Genomic DNA, 20,095 nt, shown 5'->3' on the forward strand with positions numbered 1-20,095 from the left:
GGTCCGACGACATGAGGCGACGATGGTCAGGGATTGGAGCCACCGCGCTGGCGTTGTGCCTGAGCCTGGCAGCTTCTGCAAAGGCTGAGCAGCCCGCTGAAGCGGAGGGCGCCGGCGGGTTAGAACTCCCGCCGGCTTTTGCGTTTCTTGAGACGCTGGAGCGCGTGCATACCCGCACGCGTTCGGCGCTCTGGGAGTGCAAAAATGTGGCGAGCGCCCTTTGCCCCTGCGTAACGATCGAGGGCGATGCGTTTAACGTGGTGCTAGTGGGGGTGGATGCGCGCGCCGACCAGGTGCGTGTCGCCGAGCTGCGCGCGGGCTCCGATAAGGGTGTGTGGGTCGCGCGGGATGTGATCTTTGAGCGCGGGCCAGAGAGCGGGCCTCATGCGACGCTTGGCGAGCTGCGCTGGCGAGAGGCGGGCTCGGCTGAGGTGTTTCGCGCAGAGCATGTTGAAGCGGACTGGGGTCAGGCAACGCTGCAGTTCGACGAGGTTCGCTGGCAGAGCGCACTTCTCGACGTTGAGCCCATCGCATCTCCCTCCTGCGAGGCGGCTGAGCACGATGGGTTGGACGTGGCCTGGCCGGATGCCTCGGGGATGGTGGTCGAGCGCGCCGAATTTACGAGAGATGAAGGCTGGCAGCTACATGGTGGTCGCGTCGCCGGGCGGCTTCCGCTGGCCCGGCGCGTGCCCGTGGGAGAGCGCATCGGCGGGCTGGTGCCCCCGGCGCTCCGGGTGGCCCCGGGAGGTTTACAGCTGGAACTTGGCTACTACGTGGCGGCCCCTTCCCTTTTGATGCGCGCCTCGATCGACAGCGCCCGCATCGCCGGCGTGGGGCTGAGCCGGGTGGCGCAACCGGTGACCTGTGCCCGCGATCGCTGCCGCTTGCAGGCGCTGCATCTGGATGCGGCGTTTGGCGGCGACGACCAGGCGGCGGTGGGCGTGGACGGTCAGCTCAGCGTGGGTGACGCGCGCCGACACCTGGGCGTGGAGCTTGAGACCTTGCGACTCTGGGGGGAGTCGCAGGCGGCGGCCTGGCGCCGGCGCAGGTTGGAGCGCAACGCCCTGCTCCGCGACTGGCGTCTGCAGCGCGCCGGGGTGAGCTGGGGTGGCGCTCACTCAGCTCTGCAGATCAGCGCGGCCCACGCCGACCTCCCCTACGCCGGCGCTAATGCCGGCGTGCGGATGCAGGATGCCTCGGTGGTGGATCTTGTCTACGGCGGCGGAGTTGATCTGGGTGCGTTGCGCGCCGATCTTCGCCTCTCGCACACCGAGCGTCGCGACGCCATCGCTCGAGGGCGGCTGGGAGGTGCTCAGATCGGGGTGCACCGCACCTTCGGTGATGCCGGGCGTGTCTGGATCCGACCTCGTCTCAACCTCAACCTTGCCTGGGCCGATGTACAAATGCCGGACTCGACCGAGCCTCCTCCGGGGCCTGTGAGTGGGACGTCGGCCGACGCGATGGTCGACGCCGGGCTTGCGCTTCGTGCGCGACTGGGGCGGGTCACCCATGTGTTGGCCCCGCGTGTGATCGCAGGGCGCAGGCAGGGGGCCGGCGACCTTAGCGCGTTCGCTCTACCGCTGGAGCCCGGGAGCGACGAGGAGCCCACCCGCCTTCTGCAGCGCGACGCGGCCTTCAACCTGGCCGGCGCTGTGGTCGACCAGGCGCTGATCTTTGGTAAGGGCTGGGCGTTGGGAGTGCCCCTGGGCGTGATGCTCACCGATGATGGACGCGCGCAGAACTGGCAGTCCACATACCAGGGGTCGGTGCGTCTTGTGGCGCCGGTGCTTCGGAAGCTGGTGGTGCGTGCCGACGCGATGTGCCACGGCCGCTGCCAGTCGTTGAGCTTTGCCGCCCGGGTGGAAGTCGCCTGGTTCGGCCCGATCCGCTCCCGCCATGTGCTCTGGCGGGGTCGTGGCTACCAGCCGACGTCGCCCTTTTTCGATACGCGCTTTCGCACCGACTACGTGTTGGGCTGGCACCCTGCCCTGGCCGCAGATGATGCGGCGGTCTTTCACACCTCGGCCTTCTTTGCGACCTGGCGGCGTTGGGCTGGCGAGCTGCGCCTTCACGGCGACGTGCAGACGCCCACCGAGCGCGGCGGGGAAGTCACACTGCGCTACGGCTGGCCCGAGCTGGGCTGGGCGCTGAGCATGAAAGCGGCGGCCTGGCCGGTGGTCGGACGCTGGGCGGGCTTTGTGGGGTTCTCGCTGCTCTGAGACTCAGAGGCGCGCGCGACGCTTCAGGCGCTCCAGGCGCGGATGATCCGGCTTGAGCTTCTCCAGACGCTCGATGGCGCGTTGTATCATCGCCTTATTCTGCGTGTTGATCGCAAAGCGCGCGCAGAGCACAAAGACCTCCGGGTTATCCGGCTCCATGCTCATGGACTGAGTCAGAAGCCGGCCGGTCTCATCGACGACCTCACGACTGGTCGGATCGAGTTTAAAGCGGGTGTAGGCGAGGTTGGCCAGGATGATGCCTCGCGAGGGATCGTAGGCCACGGCGCGTGTGAGCACGTCGTTGGCCGCGTTGAAATCGCCCAGGCGCAGGTAGGTCAGGCCGTCACGAAAGTAGATATCGCCCATGGCCGCAGCGTCCGGATCGACGCCGGGCACCTCCACACGCGCCGGTGCAGCGGCGGGCTTGTTCGAGGGCGGCTCCTGCTGCTGGTGCGACTGAATCTCGACGACCGCCCGGCCGATGGCCCGGCGAATATCGAGCGCCTTGCGCGTCAGGTCCATATCGCCCAGACGCTGGAAGTTCTCGGCGCGGTAGAAACGTTCGTAGCGCTCGTAGCGGCTGCGCACCTCTTCCATCTCGGAGCCCGGCGCCAGGTTGAGCACGACATAGGGATCGCCTGTGCTCTGAATGCGCTCGTAGTCCTCATGCACAATCGTCTGGATGCGGCCCAGGCGGCTGGCGCGGTCGTCGCTTTCGTCGGGATTACCCATGAAAATGCACTTTTAATCTGGACGGAAGTGTGTTTTGAGTCCGGAAAAGTCGTCGCTGGCGAGTGTAGCAGGAAGAGCGCCCGGCACAAAGGTTGTGGCAGGGAGAACGATGAGTATCGATGCAAAAAAAGAGCGCGTGACCCTCGACGTCTGGGCTCGCCATGAAGACGACGTGGCGCTGGACGATGTGGAGGCCTACGACTACGCCCTGCCCCCCGAACTTATTGCCGAGACGCCCGCCGAGCGCCGCGAGCACTCTCGCCTCCTGGTCTACGAGCGCGCGGGTGAGCGCCTTACGCATACGCGTTTTGATGCGATCGTCGACCATCTGCGTCCGGGGGACCTGCTGATCTTCAATGATACGAGGGTGGTGCCGGCGCGGCTGGAGGCTTTTAAAGAGACAGGCGGGCGCGTGGAGCTTCTGGCGCTGGAGGTGGAGCAGCCCGGCGGAGAGCATCGCTGGAGCGAGCCGGCCGCTGGACAGCTTCAGATGCGCTGCATGACGCGGAGCTCCAAGCCGCTTCGCACCGGTATGACGCTGACGGTTCGCGCCGGTGATGACGCCTTTCCGGTGGAACTTCTGGAGGTGGCGCCCGGCCGCGCGCTCGTCGCCGTGGACTCGTCCGGGAGCGCGCTGGCCTTTCTGGAGCGTTTCGGGCGCATTCCCCTTCCTCCTTATATCGAACAGCGCCGTCGAGAGTCCGAGGTCGATGTGGCCATCGACGACAGCGTGCGCTACCAGACGGTGCTTGCCAGTGAGCCCGGCGCGGTGGCCGCGCCGACGGCGGGACTTCACTTCTCTGAAGTTTTACTTGAAGGACTGGAGGCTCGCGGCGTGGAGCGCGCTACGCTTACGCTGACCGTGGGGCCCGGCACCTTTAAACCGGTGACCAGCGATACGCTCGATGAGCACCCCATGCATGCCGAGGCCTACCGAATCCCCGAGGGGCTTAAAGCAAAGGTTGAGGGTTGCAAGGCGCGCGGTGGCCGTGTGATCGCCGTGGGCACCACCTCCGCGCGCGCTCTGGAGGCCGAAGCCCGCCGCGAGGAGCCCCTTCTGCCCGGGTGGCGACAGACCGATATCTTTTTGCGCCCGGGCGACTCGTTGCGGCTCTGCGATGGTCTGATCACCAACTTCCATCTCCCCCGCTCTACGCTGCTCGCGCTGGTGACGGCCTTTGTCGGCTATCCGGCGGTGCGACGCATCTACAACGAGGCGGTCGCCGGCGGATATCGATTCTACAGCTACGGCGACAGCTCTCTGCTGCTCTGATCCCCCCTGCCCGCTCGGGCTGAAAGGACCCCATTTATGACGTCGATCGCCAACAGTGTACGTTGCGAGACTTTTTCATTCAGGGAGGTGGCGCGAGACGGCGCGGCACGCGCCGGCGAGTTGCAGCTGACCCACGGCACGGTCCAGACGCCGATTTTTATGCCGGTGGGCACCGTGGGCACGGTCAAAGCGATGCGCCCCGATGAGCTCGCCAGCCAGGTGGAGGCTCAGATCATTCTGGGCAACACCTACCACCTCTACCTTCGGCCGGGCCTCGACGTGGTGCGCGCCCACGGGGGGCTCCATAAGATGATGGGCTGGGACCGGCCGATCCTTACCGACTCGGGGGGCTACCAGGTCTTCAGCCTTAAAGATCTGCGCAAGATCCGCGAGGAAGGCGTGGAGTTTCAGGATCATATCTCCGGGTCCTACCACCTCTTTACGCCGGAGAAGGTCATCGAGATCCAGGAGACCCTGGGGAGCGATATCATGATGGCTTTTGACGAGTGTCCGCCTGCCGGCGCCGATGAGCACTACATGCGCGAGTCGATGGCGCGCACCACCCGCTGGGAGAAGCGCTGCCTGGAGGCGCGCACGCGAACCGACTGCGCGCTCTTTGGTATCGGCCAGGGAGGCACCAGCGAGAAGCTACGGCGCGAGCACCTCGAAGAGCTCGGGCCCCTTCCCTTTGAGGGCATGGCCATCGGAGGCCTGAGCGTGGGTGAGGAAACCCAGGCGATGTACGACACCGTCGAGTTCACCACGCCGATGATGCCCGATGAGAAGCCTAAATATCTGATGGGCGTCGGAAAGCCCGAAGACCTGGTGGAGTGCATCGCGCGCGGCATCGATATGTTCGACTGTGTGATCCCCACCCGCAACGCCCGCAACGGCCAGTGCTTCACCAGCCGCGGGGTCGTCGTGGTGCGAAACGCGGTACATAAAGAAGATCTGCGCCCGCTGGACCCAGATTGCGACTGCTACACCTGCCGAAACTTCACGCGCGCCTACCTGCGTCACCTCCTCAAGAGCGGAGAGATGCTCGGGCCGCAGCTCTGCACCCTGCACAATCTGCGCTACTTTTTGACGCTGGTCGGGCAGGCCCGCGAGGCGATCGTCGAGGGTCGTTTTGAGGCCTTCCGCAAGCGCTTCCATGAACTGCAGGCCGAGGGAGGCTCGCGCTGAAGGCGGCGTAAACGCCCCGGCCTGCGCACCCGACGCCGCGCCAGAGCCTGCGCCGGCGCGCGCTTGACCCGCCCCCGGAAGGCTGCTAATTCACAGCGTCCTTGCGAGCCGGAGAAAATGCCCTTTTGCTGCTGCCGGGAAATAAAACCCTCGCTGCGCCGGGCTATGGCCTCGCCAGCGAATCTGGCTCGAACCTTTCATCTCTCTCTGCGGTCTGGAGACCTCGCCAATCATGCAAAGCCCCCAACTCGTGATACTCGCACAGGCGGCCGGTGCGCCGAACCCGATGATGAACCTGGTCTTTATCGGCCTGATGGTGCTGATTTTCTGGTTCATCGTGCTCCGCCCCCAGGCCAAAGAGGCCAAAGCCCACCGCGATTTTGTCTCGGGGTTGAAGGCCGGCGATGAGGTCATCTCCGCCGGCGGGCTCTACGGCAAGGTGGTGAGCATCGACGGCGCCATCGCCCATGTGGAGCTGACCCGGGGCACCAAGGTTCGCTTCGACCGCAATAAGTTGCACCCGATCCCGGGTAGCGCCGTGACCGTTGGCGACCCCGAGCCCGAACAGAAGAAGAAAGACGACTGATTTGGCGGCGTCGCCTGACGCCTGCCCCAAGAATGTGTCCGGGCCCTCTACGATGCGGGGTCCGGCTCGCGAATTGACGACAGAGCGCGCTTTGCCGCCCGGGCCAGGATGGCCCGGCGCTGGCCGCGCGCTCGAACGGAGTTTCGGTTTTATGAAGAGCTCACTGTACCGCTGGGGAGTTGTTGTCGTGGCCTTTCTGGTCGCGCTCTACGTGCTGACCCCCACGATCATCGACTGGTCCGATGGCAAACTCGACGGCGCCCCGGGAAGCACCGATGGCGTCGCCTCGATGTTCCTGGAGACCAATGAAGCTACCGGCCAGGTGACCTGGGAGGGCATCCAGCCCCTGACGCTGGGCCTCGACCTCCAGGGCGGGCTGCTTCTGCAGTACCACGTCTATGTCGACCGCGCCGTCCAGGACCGCCTCACGCGTATGGCCTCCGACCTCGAAGAGCGTCTGGCTCAGGAGAAGGAAGGCATTGAGGTGGAGGCCAATCACCCCCCGGGTGAGACCTACATCGATGTCACGCTGGGAGAGTCGGCCGACAAGGATCTCTTCACCGAAGAGTTCATGGGCTTCTTCCCCAGCATGCTGCTGACCGACACGGGCAGCAACACGATGCGCCTGGAGATGGACCCGAACTACATCGACGAGACCAAAGATTTCGCGGTGACCCAGGCCATCGAGACCATCCGCTCGCGTATTGACGCGCTGGGTGTGGCCGAGCCTTCCATCACCCGCCAGGGCATGAGCGACATCGTCATTCAGCTCCCGGGCATCCAGGAAGAGAACATCGAGCGCGCCAAGGAGCTCATCGGTCAGACCGCGCAGCTTCGCTTCCAGATGGTCGACGACGATGGCACCAACCAGTACTTCGGCCAGTTCCGCGGCCAGCTCCCCGCGGGCTTTGCGCTTCGCAGCATCGACGGCGGCTACTTCTCGGTGACTCACCAGAGCAAGGACGCGCTCAAGGAGTTCTTCGCCGGCCGCGCTCCCGACGACCGCGCCATCGGCTACCAGTTCCACCCGGTCTACATCGACCGCGAGAACGGCGTCATCGATGAGCAGCAGTCCTACTGGAAGACCTACCTGGTCTACCGCGAGGCGGAGCTGACCGGCGACTACATCCAGGATGCCCGCGTGGCGGTCGACCAGCAGTTCAACCGCCCCTACGTCTCGCTGAACTTCGACGCCAAGGGCGCCGAGCTCTTCGGGAACACCACCACCGAGTACACCGGCCAGCGTTTCGCCATCATGATGGACGACGAGGTCAACAGCGCTCCGGTGATCAACGAGCCGATCCTCGGCGGTCGCGCCCAGATCACGCTCGGCTCGATGCAGTCCTACTCCGAGATTCAGCAGGAGGCGCAGGATCTCGTCATCGCGCTTCGCCACGGTGCGCTCCCCGCGCCGATCGAGCGCCAGTTTGAGACGATCGTCGGCCCGACCCTCGGTCAGGACTCGATTGACTCCTCGATGCGCGCTTTGATGGTGGGCAGCATCCTGGTCATCCTCTTTATGCTCATCTACTACCGCCGCAGCGGCTTCATCTCGACGATCGCGCTGACGCTCAACCTGGTGCTGATCATGGCCGGCCTGGCCGCCATCGGCGCCACGCTGACCCTTCCGGGCATCGCCGGCATCATTCTGACCGTCGGTATGGCCGTCGACGCCAACGTCATCATCTACGAGCGTATTCGCGAGGAGCTGGTGGTGCGTAAGAAACCCATTCGGGTGGCGGTCAAGGAGGGCTTTGATCTGGCCTTCTCGGCGGTTCTCGATGCCAACATCACCACCGGTATCGCCGCGCTGGTTCTGTTGCAGTACGGCACCGGCCCGATTCGCGGTTTTGCTATCACCCTGCTCATCGGGATCGTCTCGACGCTCTTCACCGCCGTCTACGTGACGCGCATCCTCTTTGACGACTGGATGGCGCATAGCAAGAAAGACACGCTGAGCATCTGAGCGAGACCCCTAATTACCCGAACGCGCGAACGCGTCGCCGGCCGGTCATCACGACTCGCCGGCGGCGCCCTCGAATAGCAGTGAGATACTCATGAAGATGTTGCAAATTTACCCCTACGATGCGCAGAACGACATCATCGGGAAGCGCAAAATCACCGGGATCGTGTCGATCATTCTCATGATCGCGAGCCTGGTGCTGCTGGTCACCGTCGGCCCCAAATGGGGCATCGACTTTCGCGGCGGCACCGAGCTGATCATCAAGGTCGACCCCAGCGTCACCGACGATGAGGTGCGTGACGCCGCCGCCAGCATCGGGCTGACTGACGCCTCGGTGCAGCGTTACGGTGCCGAGAGCGAGGGTCGCTTTATGATCCAGACCCAGGAAGTCTCGGTGGTCGATGAGGTCAAGGTCGAAGAGATCCGCAACGCGATGGAAGCGCTGGGCGACCTCGACGCCGCGCTCTGGAACGATGAGCAGCCCGACCGCATGGACCTTCGCTTCAGCGCCCAGAAAGACACCGCGCAGATCGAGGAGGCCATCCTGGCCACCGGCCTCTCGCAGGTGACGGTGCAGACTGCCGGTCAGGCCGAAGAGGCCTTCTACACGGTGCGCTTCCAGGACCTTCAGAACATTATTCGCGAAGGGTTCGCGGCGGCGTTCGGCGAAAAATTCACCGAAGCCGGCGGCCTGGAGCGCCTGGAGACGGTCGGCCCGCGCGCCGGTGAGCAGCTGCGTAACAGCGGTCTGGTCTCGATCATCGTCGCCCTGCTGGCGATCCTCGTCTACATCTGGTTCCGCTTTGACATCCGCTACTCCCCGGGCGCGGTCGGCGCGCTGGCGCACGACGTGACGATTGCCCTGGGCATGTTCGTTTTGCTGCAGATCGAGATCAGCCTGCCGATCATCGCCGCCGTACTCACCATCATCGGTTATTCGCTCAACGACACCATCGTGCTCTTTGACCGCATCCGCGAAGACCTCGACAGCGCCGGCACCAAGCCCCTGATCGAGGTCGTCAACGACGCGATGAATGAGACGCTCAGCCGTACCCTGATCACCTCGCTGACCACGCTGCTGGCGGTCACCATGATCGCGATTATCGGCACCGGCCTGATTCAGGATTTCGCCGTCGCGCTGATCATCGGCATCGTCGTCGGTACCTACTCCTCGATCTTCATCGCCGCGCCTTTGATGGTGCGCATGGACGGCTACCTCAAGGAGCGTCGCAAGGCTCAGGCGCTGCTCGATAAGGCCGACGCCGACCAGGGTGCCAGCGTGTGAACGCAGCCCTGACGCGTTGACGCAAGACGCTTAAGAGCCCCGCGGCGCCCGCCGCGGGGCTCTTTTTTTGAGCAGTAGGCCGCCCCCTCTCCTCTGCGCGGTGAATGACGTTGGGGGGAAACTTTGTTAGGCTCACCGTCGCCCGGCGCGCCCTTTTGACGAACGACCCCGCGCGCCCTTGTATTGCGCCAGACGCAGGCCCAACGACCATGGAACAGACCTCCCCCGAATGGGTTGTAACCCGAGCTCAAGACGTCAGCGCCGAGACGCTGGCCGGAGAGCTTGGCGTGCACCCGCTGACCGCACGCATTCTCTTGCAGCGCGGCATTGGCGACGTCGACCAGGCCGCGCGCTTCTTGAACCCCTCGCTCAAACAGATGGCCGACCCTTTTGGCATGAAGGGCATGGAAGAGGCCGTCGTCGAGGTGCTCACCGCCATCGATCGGGGTGAACGCATCATGATCCACGGCGACTACGACGTCGACGGGGTCTGCAGCGTCGCCCTGCTCTACCAGTTTCTGCGCCAGCTCGGCGCCCAGGTCGAGTACACCATCCCCCAGCGCGATCAGGACGGCTACGGGCTCAACGCGCGCAGCGTGCGCCGCTTTGCCGAGGCGGGTATCTCGCTGATCATCACGACCGACTGCGGCGTCTCCAACGTCGAGGAGATTCGGCTGGCCCGGGAGCTGGGCTTGCGCGTGGTGGTGGTCGATCACCACACCGTGCCGCCGGTGCTTCCGCCGGCCAACGCGATTCTGAACCCCCTGCAGCCCGGCTGCGGCTTCGCCTTCAAACAGCTCGCTGCGGTGGGGGTGACCTTCTGCCTTGTGGTGGCGCTGCGCTCGACCCTTCGCGACCACGGGGTATTTCGTCACATCCCGGAGCCGGACGTGCGCGAGTACCTGGATCTCGTGGCGCTGGGCACGGTGGCCGACGTGGTGCCGCTGGTGGATCTCAACCGCATCTTTGTGCGCCACGGCCTCGACGTGCTGGGCGGGCGACGACGCGCCGGGATCTCGGCCTTGATGGAGCGCGCCCGCGTCGACCAGGGGCCGATCTCTCCGCAGACGATCAGCTTTCGGCTGGCCCCGCGTCTTAACGCTGCCGGTCGCATGGGCGACGCCTCGATCTGCGTGGAGCTTCTGACCACCGAGAGCTACGCCCGCGCCATCGCCCTGGCCCGCGAGCTTGAGAGCCAGAACAAGGCCCGCCAGGGCCTGGAGCGGGAGCTTCTGGAGCTTGCGATTCCCGAGGCCGAGCGCGAGGTGGCGCTGGGCCGCCAGATGCTCGTTGTGGCCGGACGGGGCTGGCACCGCGGGGTGCTGGGCATTGTCGCCAGCCGCCTGGTGGAGCGTTTTCACCGGCCGGTGGCCATGGTGGGCATCGACGAGGAAGGTGTGGGCAAAGGGAGCGTGCGCAGCATCGACGGCATCAACGTCATCGAGGTGCTGCGCTTCTCCGAAGACCTGCTCGAGACCTTTGGCGGGCACACCGCCGCGGCCGGCCTCTCGCTGCTGGAGAAAAACGTCGAAGCCCTGCGCGAGCGCCTCGACGAGGGCCTCTGCCGGGGGCTGGAGGGGCGAGTGCTGCCGCAGCGCCGCCTGGACATCGACTGCGAGGTCTGCCTGGGGGAGCTCGATGAGCGTTTCGGGCGAGATCTGAGGCGGCTGGGCCCCTTCGGGACGGGAAACCGGGAGCCGGTGCTGCTCTGCCGCCAGAGCCAGGCCTCGCATGTGCGGGTGGTCGGCAACAACCATCTCAAGGCGAAGTTTCGGGGCGGCGGAAATGCCATCGACGGCATCGGGTTCTCTATGGCAGAGGAGGCGGCGCTGCTCAACGTGCCCGTCGCCGTCGCCTTCGTTCCCCGCTTCGCGACCTTCCGCGGGCGCACTCGCCTGGAGATGCATATCCGCGGTCTGCGCCGCGCCGATGAGCGCTGCCCCGACCGCGTGCTCACGCCCTGAATCAACCCCCGGTCCCCTATGCCACGCTACCGACGCCCCATCCGCCGGCGCGCGCTGAATATGCGCGCGGCCGCGATTCAGATCGCCGTACTCACGCTGATGCTCGTCGCCCTGCTCTCCTTCAGAGACGTGATCGGTGTGGGGACCACCGCCTTTGTGGAGTCGCTGACCTCCGAAGACGTGCAGGTGGCCGCCCCGGCCACCTCGCCAGCGGGCGAACGCAGCGGCGCGGAGACGCCGACGGTCGACACTGAGAAACGCCCCGAGACCGACGCTGAGATGGGCGATACGGCAGCGCCTGACGATGCCGCCGGCGCTCCGGTGCGCCCCGAGGGGACCTGAAGGCATCGGGCATCCCCTCAATTCTTCTAAAGCGCGACAGATTGGCACAGCCGATGCCCTGCCCGCCACCCCTGGTGTGGTATTTTGCAACATGGCATCGCCTCGACCCCACCCCTGGCGTGGTATTTTGCAACATGGCATCGCCTCGACCCCACCCCTGGCGTGGTATTTTGCAACATGCCATCGCCTCGACCCCACCCCTGGTGTGGTATTTTGCGACATGCCATCGCTTCCGGCGCGATTTTAAGGCGCGGAAAGGCATCGTGCATCGCTCCGGGCAGGGGCGCGCGCCCTCTCATCAGCTCCCTCCTCCTTCCCGGGCGACCCGGGGATCGGCGGTGACCGGGCGGTCAGCCCTACCTTGACCGCAGAGCGCCTTTTCGCGACGGTGTTAACGCTTTCTTACGTCGTTGACCCGGGCTTTTGGCCCGTCGCTTTTAAGGCCTGTGCCATGCGCGTCTCCCGTCTTTTTTTCGTCTTCTATATGTGTGTGGGGCTACTCGCCTGTGGTGGCGAGGAGCCGCAGCTGGAGTGCAGCGAGCGTGCCCCCTGTGAGCGGGGCGCCTGCACCTCCGAGAACGTCTGCGAAAACGCGTCAGTCTGCGAGCTGCCGGATGATTGCCTGGAGGGGTTCAACTGCATCGACGGCGCGTGCACCGACGCGGAGGCTGGGCTCTGCGAAGGGGTCAGCTGCGCGCGGGGCATCTGCGACCCGGCCAGCGGCCAGTGCGTCAACGACGCGGCGTGCAGCTCGCTGACCGTGGAGACGGCCTGCCTGGAGGCGCACCTCTGCGTGGAGGGAAGCTGCGTGAGCGAGGGGGACTTCTGCGCCGATCTGGGCTGTGAGCGTGGCGCGTGTTCGGTGGAGGAGCGCGCCTGCGTCAACGCCGAGCGCTGCGACGGCGACGACGCGCGCTGCCTCGCGGGCTTTTACTGCGCCGAGGACGACACCTGCCAGCCCAACGTCTGCGACGACGAAGGCGTAAGCTGCGCGCGCGGGGTCTGCGACCCGGCTTCTGGCGAGTGCGTCAGCGCTTCCGTCTGCGACGACCAGACGGAGTGCCTCGATGGCCTGTGGTGCGTCGAGGGCAGCTGCGAAGCCCCCGACGAGGCGTGTGCGCGCTGCGCGGGCAACACAAGCTGCGATGTCGACGACACGTCCAACGAAGTGATCTGCCGGGAGAATGTGCTCGGCTGCGAGCGCTCGGTGGACTGCCTCGACGGCCGGGTCTGCCGTGCCGGGCGTTGTGCCCCGGCCGAGGAGCTCAGCTGCGTTCAAGACAGCTATGAGCCCAACGACGGGACTGGCGAGGCCACCGACTTGAACGCCGCGCAGGCCGTCGATGGCGAGGTGCGCGCGTCGGTCTGCGAGGGCGACGTGGACCGCTTTACCTACAATGTGCAGGGCCAGGGGCTTATCCGCGGCGTGGCAATCTTTGAGCTTCGACTTGCGGAAGAGGACCTGGGCGCGGGCCAGCTCGACGTGCGCCTGCTCGATCCGAATGGCGAGGAGATCACCCGCGCGCAGAGCGACGAACGGGGCGTTTTGCGCCTGGAGAAAGACGTGCGCGCCTTTGAGCTCGGCGTCTACACCCTGGAGGTGCGCCCGGCCGAGGGTGCGCCCTCTTCCGGGCTTCGCTACAGCCTCTTCGGGCGTTTTGTCGAAGAGAATATCGCGGCGTTTTGCGCCGACGCCGAGACGATCGAGCCGGGGATTCACCCCGGCGACACCACCGACGCCATCCAGGGGATCGATGCCGGCGAATGCCTCGACGCGAGCTCGCCGGCCGAGGCCTACCGCTTTGTGCTGGAGCGTCCGGGGCGAGTGAGCCTGAGCGTGCGTTCGAACTCGAACGCGGCGCTGGGGGTGGTGTTGCGGGAGGGGTGCGACAGCCCGACCGGAGCGCTGGCGTGCGCGCTGGCGGAGGAGGTTGTGGCCGGAGAGACGCTGCAGATGACGCTTCGCGAAGGGGTCTACCACGTGATCGTCCAGGGGGAGACTACCGTTGAGCGCGGCGCTTACGACCTGACCCTGGCCATCGACGACTTGAGCTGCACCCCGGGCCAGAGCCGCTGCGTGGGTGAGGACCAGGCGGAGGTCTGTCTGGACGATGGCACGGCCTATGCGCCGCAGAGTTGCGAGCAGGGCTGCTCGGCTCAGACCGGTGCGTGTGTGGTCAGCGAGGGCGACCGCTGCTCGGCGGCCATCGACGCCACCGACGGGTTTGAAGGGGTGGTCAGCTGGCGCGATCTGACGCCGGACTACGATCCGGGCGCAGCGAGCTGCCTTCCCGGCAATCTCGAGTCCCGCTCGACCTCCCAGGCCGACGCGGTCTACCGCGTCACGCTCGGCCCCGGGCAGGCCGTCGAGGGGTGGCTGAGCAGCAACATCGCCAACACCGCCCTCTACATTATGGAGAACTGCCAGCAACCCGCCTCCAGCTGTCTGGCCGGCGCCGACAGCCGCCAGGCCGAACTTAACGGGCGTTTTGAACAGAGCGTCGTCTACGTCAACAGCTCGGCCGTCGAGCGCACCGTCTTTGTGGTGGCCGACAGCGGTGAGGCCCAGATCGCCGAAGAGGCCCCGCTGCGCATACTCGCCGGCGAGGTCATCTGCGAGCCGGGCACGACCCGCTGCGCCGGCGACATGCTGGAGGTCTGCAGCCCCTCGGGGGTGGCCTACCTCGATGAGCGCAGCTGCGCCTTCGGCTGCGCGGAGGCCCAGGCTCCGGACCAGGCGGCACGATGCGCTCCGATGCAGAATGACGTCTGTAAAGGGGCCGTGGCGCTCAGCGATGGCACGAGCTTTGAGGGACGCATCAGCGACTACGCCACGGGTACAGGCGCCAACGCGTGCGATGAGGCCGTCGAAGGCCCCGGCGCGCTCTTTTTCGCCGATCTGCAGGCCGAACAGGTGCTCGATCTGCACCTCGACGCGCAGTTTGAGGCGGCGATCGAAGTCGCCACGCGCTGCGATGATTTTGCAGGAAGTTGCCAGGCCTCCCAGCTCAACACGTTCCCCGGAGAGCAGGAGCTGCGCTTTGTGGCACCGAGCTCCGGCCGTTATTTCGTACGGATTGGCGCACAGCGGGCGGCGGCCGCCGGCGCGTTCACCTTAAGCGCCTCGGTGCTCTCCCCGAGCTGCGCTCCGGGCGAGCTTCTGGGCTGCATCAGCGCCACGGAACTCGGCTACTGCGACGGTTTTGGCCAGCCCCAGAGCTACGCCTGCGCCGGGGGCTGCAATGAGGGCGCGTGCGCGGAGCCCTCGGGCGATATCTGCGCCGACGCCCGCCTCATTGAGGTTGGCGAGCAGGTCACGGGCGACTTCCGCGGCATCAACGCGCTCGATCTGGGCACCGACCCGGTGGGCAGCTGCCAGCTCGACGCTTCGGGGGCCGGCCCGGAGACGATCTTCGCCATCGACGTGCCCGCCGGAGAGCGTCTGGACGTGGAGGTCGCCTCGGAAAACGCCTTTACTCTGGCCTACCTGATGACCAACTGCGAGCTTGCCGCGACCTGCCAGGATGGCAGCGGCCAGGGCCGTGAACACACCCTCTCGTACACCGCCGGCAGCAGCGATGAGCGCGTGTTTGTGGTGGTCGACCGGGTGATCGGCGCGCCGAGCTCCTCGGAGTTTGAGCTGACGACCTCGCTGCAGTCGCCGGGCTGCGCGATGGGCCCGGTGGCCTGCATCGACGACGCCACGCTCGGGGTCTGCGACGCCTCGAACTTCTATGAGCCCTACCGCTGCGAGGGGGGCTGCATCGACGGCGCGTGCGCAACGCCCAGGGGCGATATCTGCCAGGACGCGATCGTGCTCGGCGATGGCGAGTCGGCCACGGGCACCTGGGTGGGAAGCGACAGCATCAACCCCACCGAAGGATGCGCCGGCGTGACCGGTGAGGCGGTGGGCATCGATACCCTCTACGCCGTGGATCTGCAGGCCGGCGATGTGTTGCGCGCCGACCTGGATACAACGGCGAACACCGCCCTGCTCTACCTGGTCGACGATTGCGCCGGCACTTCAAGCTGCCTGAGCGCGGCGGCTCCCGACGAGGACTTTTTGTACCACGTGGCCGAGGAGGCCGGGCGCGTCTATCTGGCGGTGGACCGCACCGTGGCGAGCCCGCTGACACAATCCTTCGAGCTCTCGGTGAGCATTGAGCCGCAGGTTTGTACGCCCGGCACCCAGACCTGCCGCCCCGACGGGGCGACCCTGGCCTACTGCAACGCGTACGGCATCTACGACGAGTACCGCTGCGGGGTGGGATGCCTGGATAGCGCCTGCACCTTCCCCTCCGGAGAGTCGTGCTGGGAGCCGGTGCCCCTGGCCGAGGGAGAGGTCGCCCGTGGAGATCTGGTGGGCGATAGCGACTTCGATCTCGGCGATGATCCTCCCGCGGCGTGCATCGGAGGTGGGTATAGCCGGGCAACCCCGGGGGCGGACCGTTTCTGGGAGGTGAACCTTCGGGCAGGCCAGACGATGACGGCCTACTTTGAGAGCCCCTCGGCAGACGCCACCCTCTACATGCTCGATGACTGCCGCAGCCCGGCCGGCTGCCGTGCCCGCAGCCAGACCAATGGTCGGCGCGGCGAGTTGCGCTGGACGGCGGAGGATGACGAGACGCTGGTGGTGGCGCTGGATCGCACCTCCAGCTTCTCCAGCGGCACCACCCCCTTCACCTTCTACTACACCCTGGAGAGCAGCCCCTGCGCCATCGGCCAGCTCACCTGCGCCGGCGACGATGTGCTGGCCTACTGCGACGCACAGGAGCGCCGCCTGCGTGCCATCGCTTGCGAGAGCGGCTGCTCCGATGGGGCGTGTGTGGTACCCGGCGGGGACATCTGCCAGGACGCGATTCTGATAGGCGCCAACACATCGCTCAGCGGCGACTTCACCGGCACCAACCACATCGATCCCCCCGAGGAGATGGCCGGCCAATGCGACGTGGGAACGAACGGCACCTCGGGCGTTGATACGATCTACGCCATCGACCTGCAGGCCTCCCAGGTGCTTCGTGCCTCGCTCACCACGTCGGCCTACGGGGAGACCCTCTCGGTGCTGGAGAGCTGTGACCGTGGCGCCAACGCCTGCCTGCGCTTTGAGAGTGGCTACGACCCGAGCCTGGAGTTCGTGGCCCCCTCCACCGGTCGCTACTTCCTGGTGGTCGACCGCACCTCCACCTCCAGCACCACGCTTGCCTTTGGGCTTGAGGTCGAGGTGCTCGACCCGCAATGCACCCCGGGTCAGGAGCAGTGCTCAGCCGATGGCACTCAGCTTGAGCGCTGCGCGGCCAACGGGCTCTGGGAGAGCCACCCCTGCTCGGGGGGCTGCCTCGACGGGCGTTGCACCAGCCCCACTGGCGAGAGCTGCGCGGAGGCCGTGGTGCTCACCAGCGGACAGGTCGTGAACGCCTCGTTTGGCGGAAGCTCCGACATCACTCCGGGCAGTGGCGAGGTGGGCCAGTGCGACTTTGGCTTCAACACCGGCGGCGGGCCCGAGGGGGTCTATACGGTGGACTTGAGCGCTGGCGAGGTCTTGCGCGCCGAGCTCAGCACCACCCTGACCAGCGCGCTGCTCTATGTGCTCGACGACTGCTACGAGGCCTCAACCTGCCTGAACAAGCTGGCCGACGCCGGGCCGGGCACCCTCTACTTCCAGGCCCCGGAGAGCGGCACCTACACCCTGGTGGTCGACAGCCGCTTTACCACCAGCACCAACGACTACACCCTGGCCGTCGACGTGCAGTCGCCCGGGAGTTGCCAGCCGGGCAGCACCACCTGCGCCGACAACGACCAGAACCTGGCGGTGTGCAACGCGCTGGGCGTCTACGACTACGTGGCCTGTGATGGAGGCTGTGTGGGCGGCGCATGCGTTAACCCCACCGGCGACCGCTGCGTCGATATGATCGACGCCACCGCCGGCGGCACCTTCAGCGGCGGCTGGGCGGGCACCGTCGACATCAGCACCGATGCGAGTCAGGTGGGGCTCTGCGACTTTGAAAACCGCCCACCACGCGGTCGCGACACGTACTACCGCGTCGCGCTGGAAGCTGGTGAGGTCTTGCGGGCGAAGATGACCACCACCAACGCCTCCGCCCTGCTCTACCTCCTGGAGAGCTGCGGGCAGATCGAGAGCTGCCTCTTTGCCGAGGCGAACCCGCGCGACAACGAGCTCTTTTTTGTGGCTCCCGAGGCGATGGAGGCTGTGCTCGTGGTGGATACCACCAGCAGCTGGTCGAGCACCTCGACCTACGAGCTGACCATCGCCACCGAGACCCCCGGCTGCACCTACGGCGCTCGCCAGTGCAGCGCTGACGCAGGCTCGGTGGAGTACTGCAATGCCTATGGCGTGTGGGAGTCTTTTGCCTGCCAGGGAAGCTGCCTGGGCGGCTTCTGCGAGGTGCCCTCGGGCGATATCTGCCTGGACGCCATCGCGCTCAACCCCGGCGACGAATTTACTGGCGAGTTTGTCGACTTCAGCCCGCAGATCGACCCGCGCGACGCCGACTGCGTCTACGCGCAGCCCATCGGTGGCGCCGGTCGCGACGCCGTCTTTGCGCTGAGTTTGAGCGCCGGCGACATCCTGGAGGCCAGCGTGGTCAGCGCGCTGAGCAACATAAGCCTCTACCTGCTCAGTGACTGCCAGCAGTCGGTCGATGAGGCGTGTGTGGTCGGGCGCACGCGCACCTCTCGGGAGTCTTTCTATATCCCGGAGAGCGGCACCTACTACCTGGTGGTTGATACGACGAGCAGCTGGTCGACGGGGGCGTTCACGCTGCGCACCGAGATCGTAAGCGGCGGGGGCATCTGCCAGCCCGGCCAGCCCTACTGCCAGCCCGACGGCCAGACGCTTGCCCAATGCAACGATCGCGGCACCCAGGTCGACGCCCTGGTCACCTGTGAGTACGGATGCGACCGCGACCGCTGCGCGTCGCCGCCGGACGAAGAGCTCAACGATACCTGCAACACGGCGATGATCATCGATCGCTCCCAGCGCGTCAGCGACACCCTTACGCGCTTTAGCGATCAGCTCACCCTGCCTTCCTCAAGCTGCACCGGTTTGAACAGTTATGGCGAAGACGCCTTCTACGCCGTGCCCATGGAGGCTGGTGAGGTCTTAAGGGTGAGCATGGAGGTCGCCAGCGGCTCGGCGATGCTCTACCTCCTTGAAGACTGCGCCGACGCCGAGGTCTCCTGCCAGTCGGCCAGCGGCATGGGCACCCGGAACGTTGTCGAATACGCCGCGGACAGCGCGCGCACCGTGTATGTGGGGGTGGATACGACCTTCTACTCCTCGGTGCTCTATACCCTGGACTTTGAGCTGGGCCCGGCGGAGTGCGTGCCCGGCCAGAACGTCTGCGAAGACGGTGACACGCTGAAGGTCTGCGACGGGCTGGGTCGCTTTGAGGAGCAATCCTGCTACTTCGGCTGTGCGTCGGGCGCGTGCCTGCCGCCTCCCAACGACACCTGCGTGGAGGCCATCGACGCCACCGAGGGCATCAGCTTCGTGGCGGATCTGGGCGCGTACACCCCCCTCTACTCCCCGGAGGCTGCGTCGAGCTGCACCGGCAGCGAGGAGCTCGGGCCGGAGGCGGTCTTCTCGGTCGACGCCCAGGCCTATGAGCGCATCATCGTGGCGATGCTCTCCGATCAGACGGACCGGTCGCTGTGGATCAGCCAGGGTTGCGCGATCGAAGGCGACGGGGGCGGTGAGTGTGTTGCCGGCGTGCGCGGCTCGGCCGCTGGCGAGGTGCAGGTGATCGAGTTCCTGGCGCGCGAGCCCGGCCGCTACTTCATCTACGCCGACGCCGGCGCTCCGGCTGCCACTGGCGAGTTCAGCGTGGATATCTGGGTCGAGAGCCCTCAGTGCCAGGCCAGTGAGACCATCTGCTTCGATCCGCAGACCCTGGGCGTCTGCAACGAGGAGCGCAGCGGCTTTGTCGACTACCCCTGCGATGGTGGCTGCCTCGACGGCGCCTGCGCCGCCCCGCGCGGTGATATCTGCGAGGATCGCGTTCCCCTGAGCACCTCCGGCACCATCACAGGCGACCTCTCCACGCTCACCAACACCCTCAACCTGGCCTACCCCAGCTGCACCGGCTTCGACACCCCGGGCCCCGAGGCCCTCTTCGAGGTGACCCTGGAAGCTGGCGAGCGCATGGATGCCGTCGCCCGCAACATGGAGGGGGCTCAAGCCGACCTCGCGCTCTATATCCTCGAGCACTGTGGCGACGCCAACAGCTGCCTCGCCGGCCAGGACGCCTTCGGCCCCGTCGACGAGACGCTGAGCTTCACCGCCCCCGAGGCCGGCACCTACATCCTGGTGGTCGACAGCTACGACGCCGAAAGCGCCGGAGCTTTCGAGCTGGAGGCCACCTTCTTCTAAACTCTTCGGCTCCTTTTTCACCTTGATGCGCCGGCGAATCATCGCCGGCGCATTTTTTTCTTGCCCGATGTTTACAAAATCTCACAACCCCTCTTCTCTCGGCCGCCTCTGGCTCCCACTCTCGTGCAGCCCTGAGGCGGGATCGGGAGGGGTGATT

General features: G+C 66.2%; 10 protein-coding genes. 9 read left to right on the plus strand and 1 reads right to left on the minus strand.

Features of this window, described 5'->3' with window-relative positions; all coding sequences use genetic code 11:
- Positions 1-11: 11 nt before the first annotated feature.
- On the plus strand, positions 12-2,219 hold the full coding sequence (locus tag FRC98_RS08445; protein WP_146980860.1) for a hypothetical protein: 2,208 nt from the start codon (positions 12-14) through the stop codon (positions 2,217-2,219).
- A 3-nt stretch (positions 2,220-2,222) separates the two neighbouring features.
- Here the strand turns inward: FRC98_RS08445 and FRC98_RS08450 are convergent, their stop codons facing one another.
- Positions 2,223-2,951 carry a tetratricopeptide repeat protein gene (locus FRC98_RS08450; protein ID WP_146980861.1) on the minus strand — a complete coding sequence of 243 codons (729 nt, stop codon included), beginning with the start codon at positions 2,949-2,951 and terminating at the stop codon, positions 2,223-2,225.
- 109 nt (positions 2,952-3,060) lie between these two features.
- Between FRC98_RS08450 and queA the strand changes: the two genes are divergently transcribed.
- From queA to FRC98_RS08490, 8 genes are all read left to right on the plus strand, one after another.
- A complete protein-coding gene (queA, locus tag FRC98_RS08455) occupies positions 3,061-4,224 on the plus strand; it encodes a tRNA preQ1(34) S-adenosylmethionine ribosyltransferase-isomerase QueA (RefSeq protein ID WP_146980862.1) in 1,164 nt (387 codons plus the stop codon).
- A gap of 36 nt (positions 4,225-4,260) precedes the next feature.
- Positions 4,261-5,409, plus strand: a complete 1,149-nt coding sequence (gene tgt, locus FRC98_RS08460) for a tRNA guanosine(34) transglycosylase Tgt (protein ID WP_146980863.1) — start codon at positions 4,261-4,263, stop codon at positions 5,407-5,409.
- A 232-nt stretch (positions 5,410-5,641) separates the two neighbouring features.
- Positions 5,642-5,995 (plus strand): preprotein translocase subunit YajC, encoded by a 354-nt coding sequence (yajC, locus tag FRC98_RS08465; RefSeq protein ID WP_146980864.1) that lies wholly within the window; start codon positions 5,642-5,644, stop codon positions 5,993-5,995.
- Between the two features lie 151 nt (positions 5,996-6,146).
- Positions 6,147-7,961 (plus strand): protein translocase subunit SecD, encoded by a 1,815-nt coding sequence (gene secD / locus FRC98_RS08470; protein ID WP_230467428.1) that lies wholly within the window; start codon positions 6,147-6,149, stop codon positions 7,959-7,961.
- 91 nt (positions 7,962-8,052) lie between these two features.
- A complete protein-coding gene (gene secF, locus FRC98_RS08475) occupies positions 8,053-9,243 on the plus strand; it encodes a protein translocase subunit SecF (RefSeq protein ID WP_146980866.1) in 1,191 nt (396 codons plus the stop codon).
- 209 nt (positions 9,244-9,452) lie between these two features.
- Positions 9,453-11,207 (plus strand): single-stranded-DNA-specific exonuclease RecJ, encoded by a 1,755-nt coding sequence (gene recJ, locus FRC98_RS08480; RefSeq protein WP_230467429.1) that lies wholly within the window; start codon positions 9,453-9,455, stop codon positions 11,205-11,207.
- Positions 11,208-11,225: 18 nt separating this feature from the next.
- Positions 11,226-11,549: a hypothetical protein gene (locus FRC98_RS08485; protein ID WP_146980868.1), complete on the plus strand. Its 324-nt coding sequence runs from the start codon at positions 11,226-11,228 to the stop codon at positions 11,547-11,549.
- Between the two features lie 451 nt (positions 11,550-12,000).
- The gene (locus FRC98_RS08490) at positions 12,001-19,938 is read left to right on the plus strand and encodes a PPC domain-containing protein (RefSeq protein ID WP_146980869.1); all 7,938 of its coding nucleotides are present in this window, start codon (positions 12,001-12,003) and stop codon (positions 19,936-19,938) included.
- The last annotated feature ends 157 nt before the right edge of the window (positions 19,939-20,095 follow it).

Source organism: Lujinxingia vulgaris (assembly GCF_007997015.1).
Lineage (GTDB): Bacteria > Myxococcota_A > Bradymonadia > Bradymonadales > Bradymonadaceae > Lujinxingia > Lujinxingia vulgaris.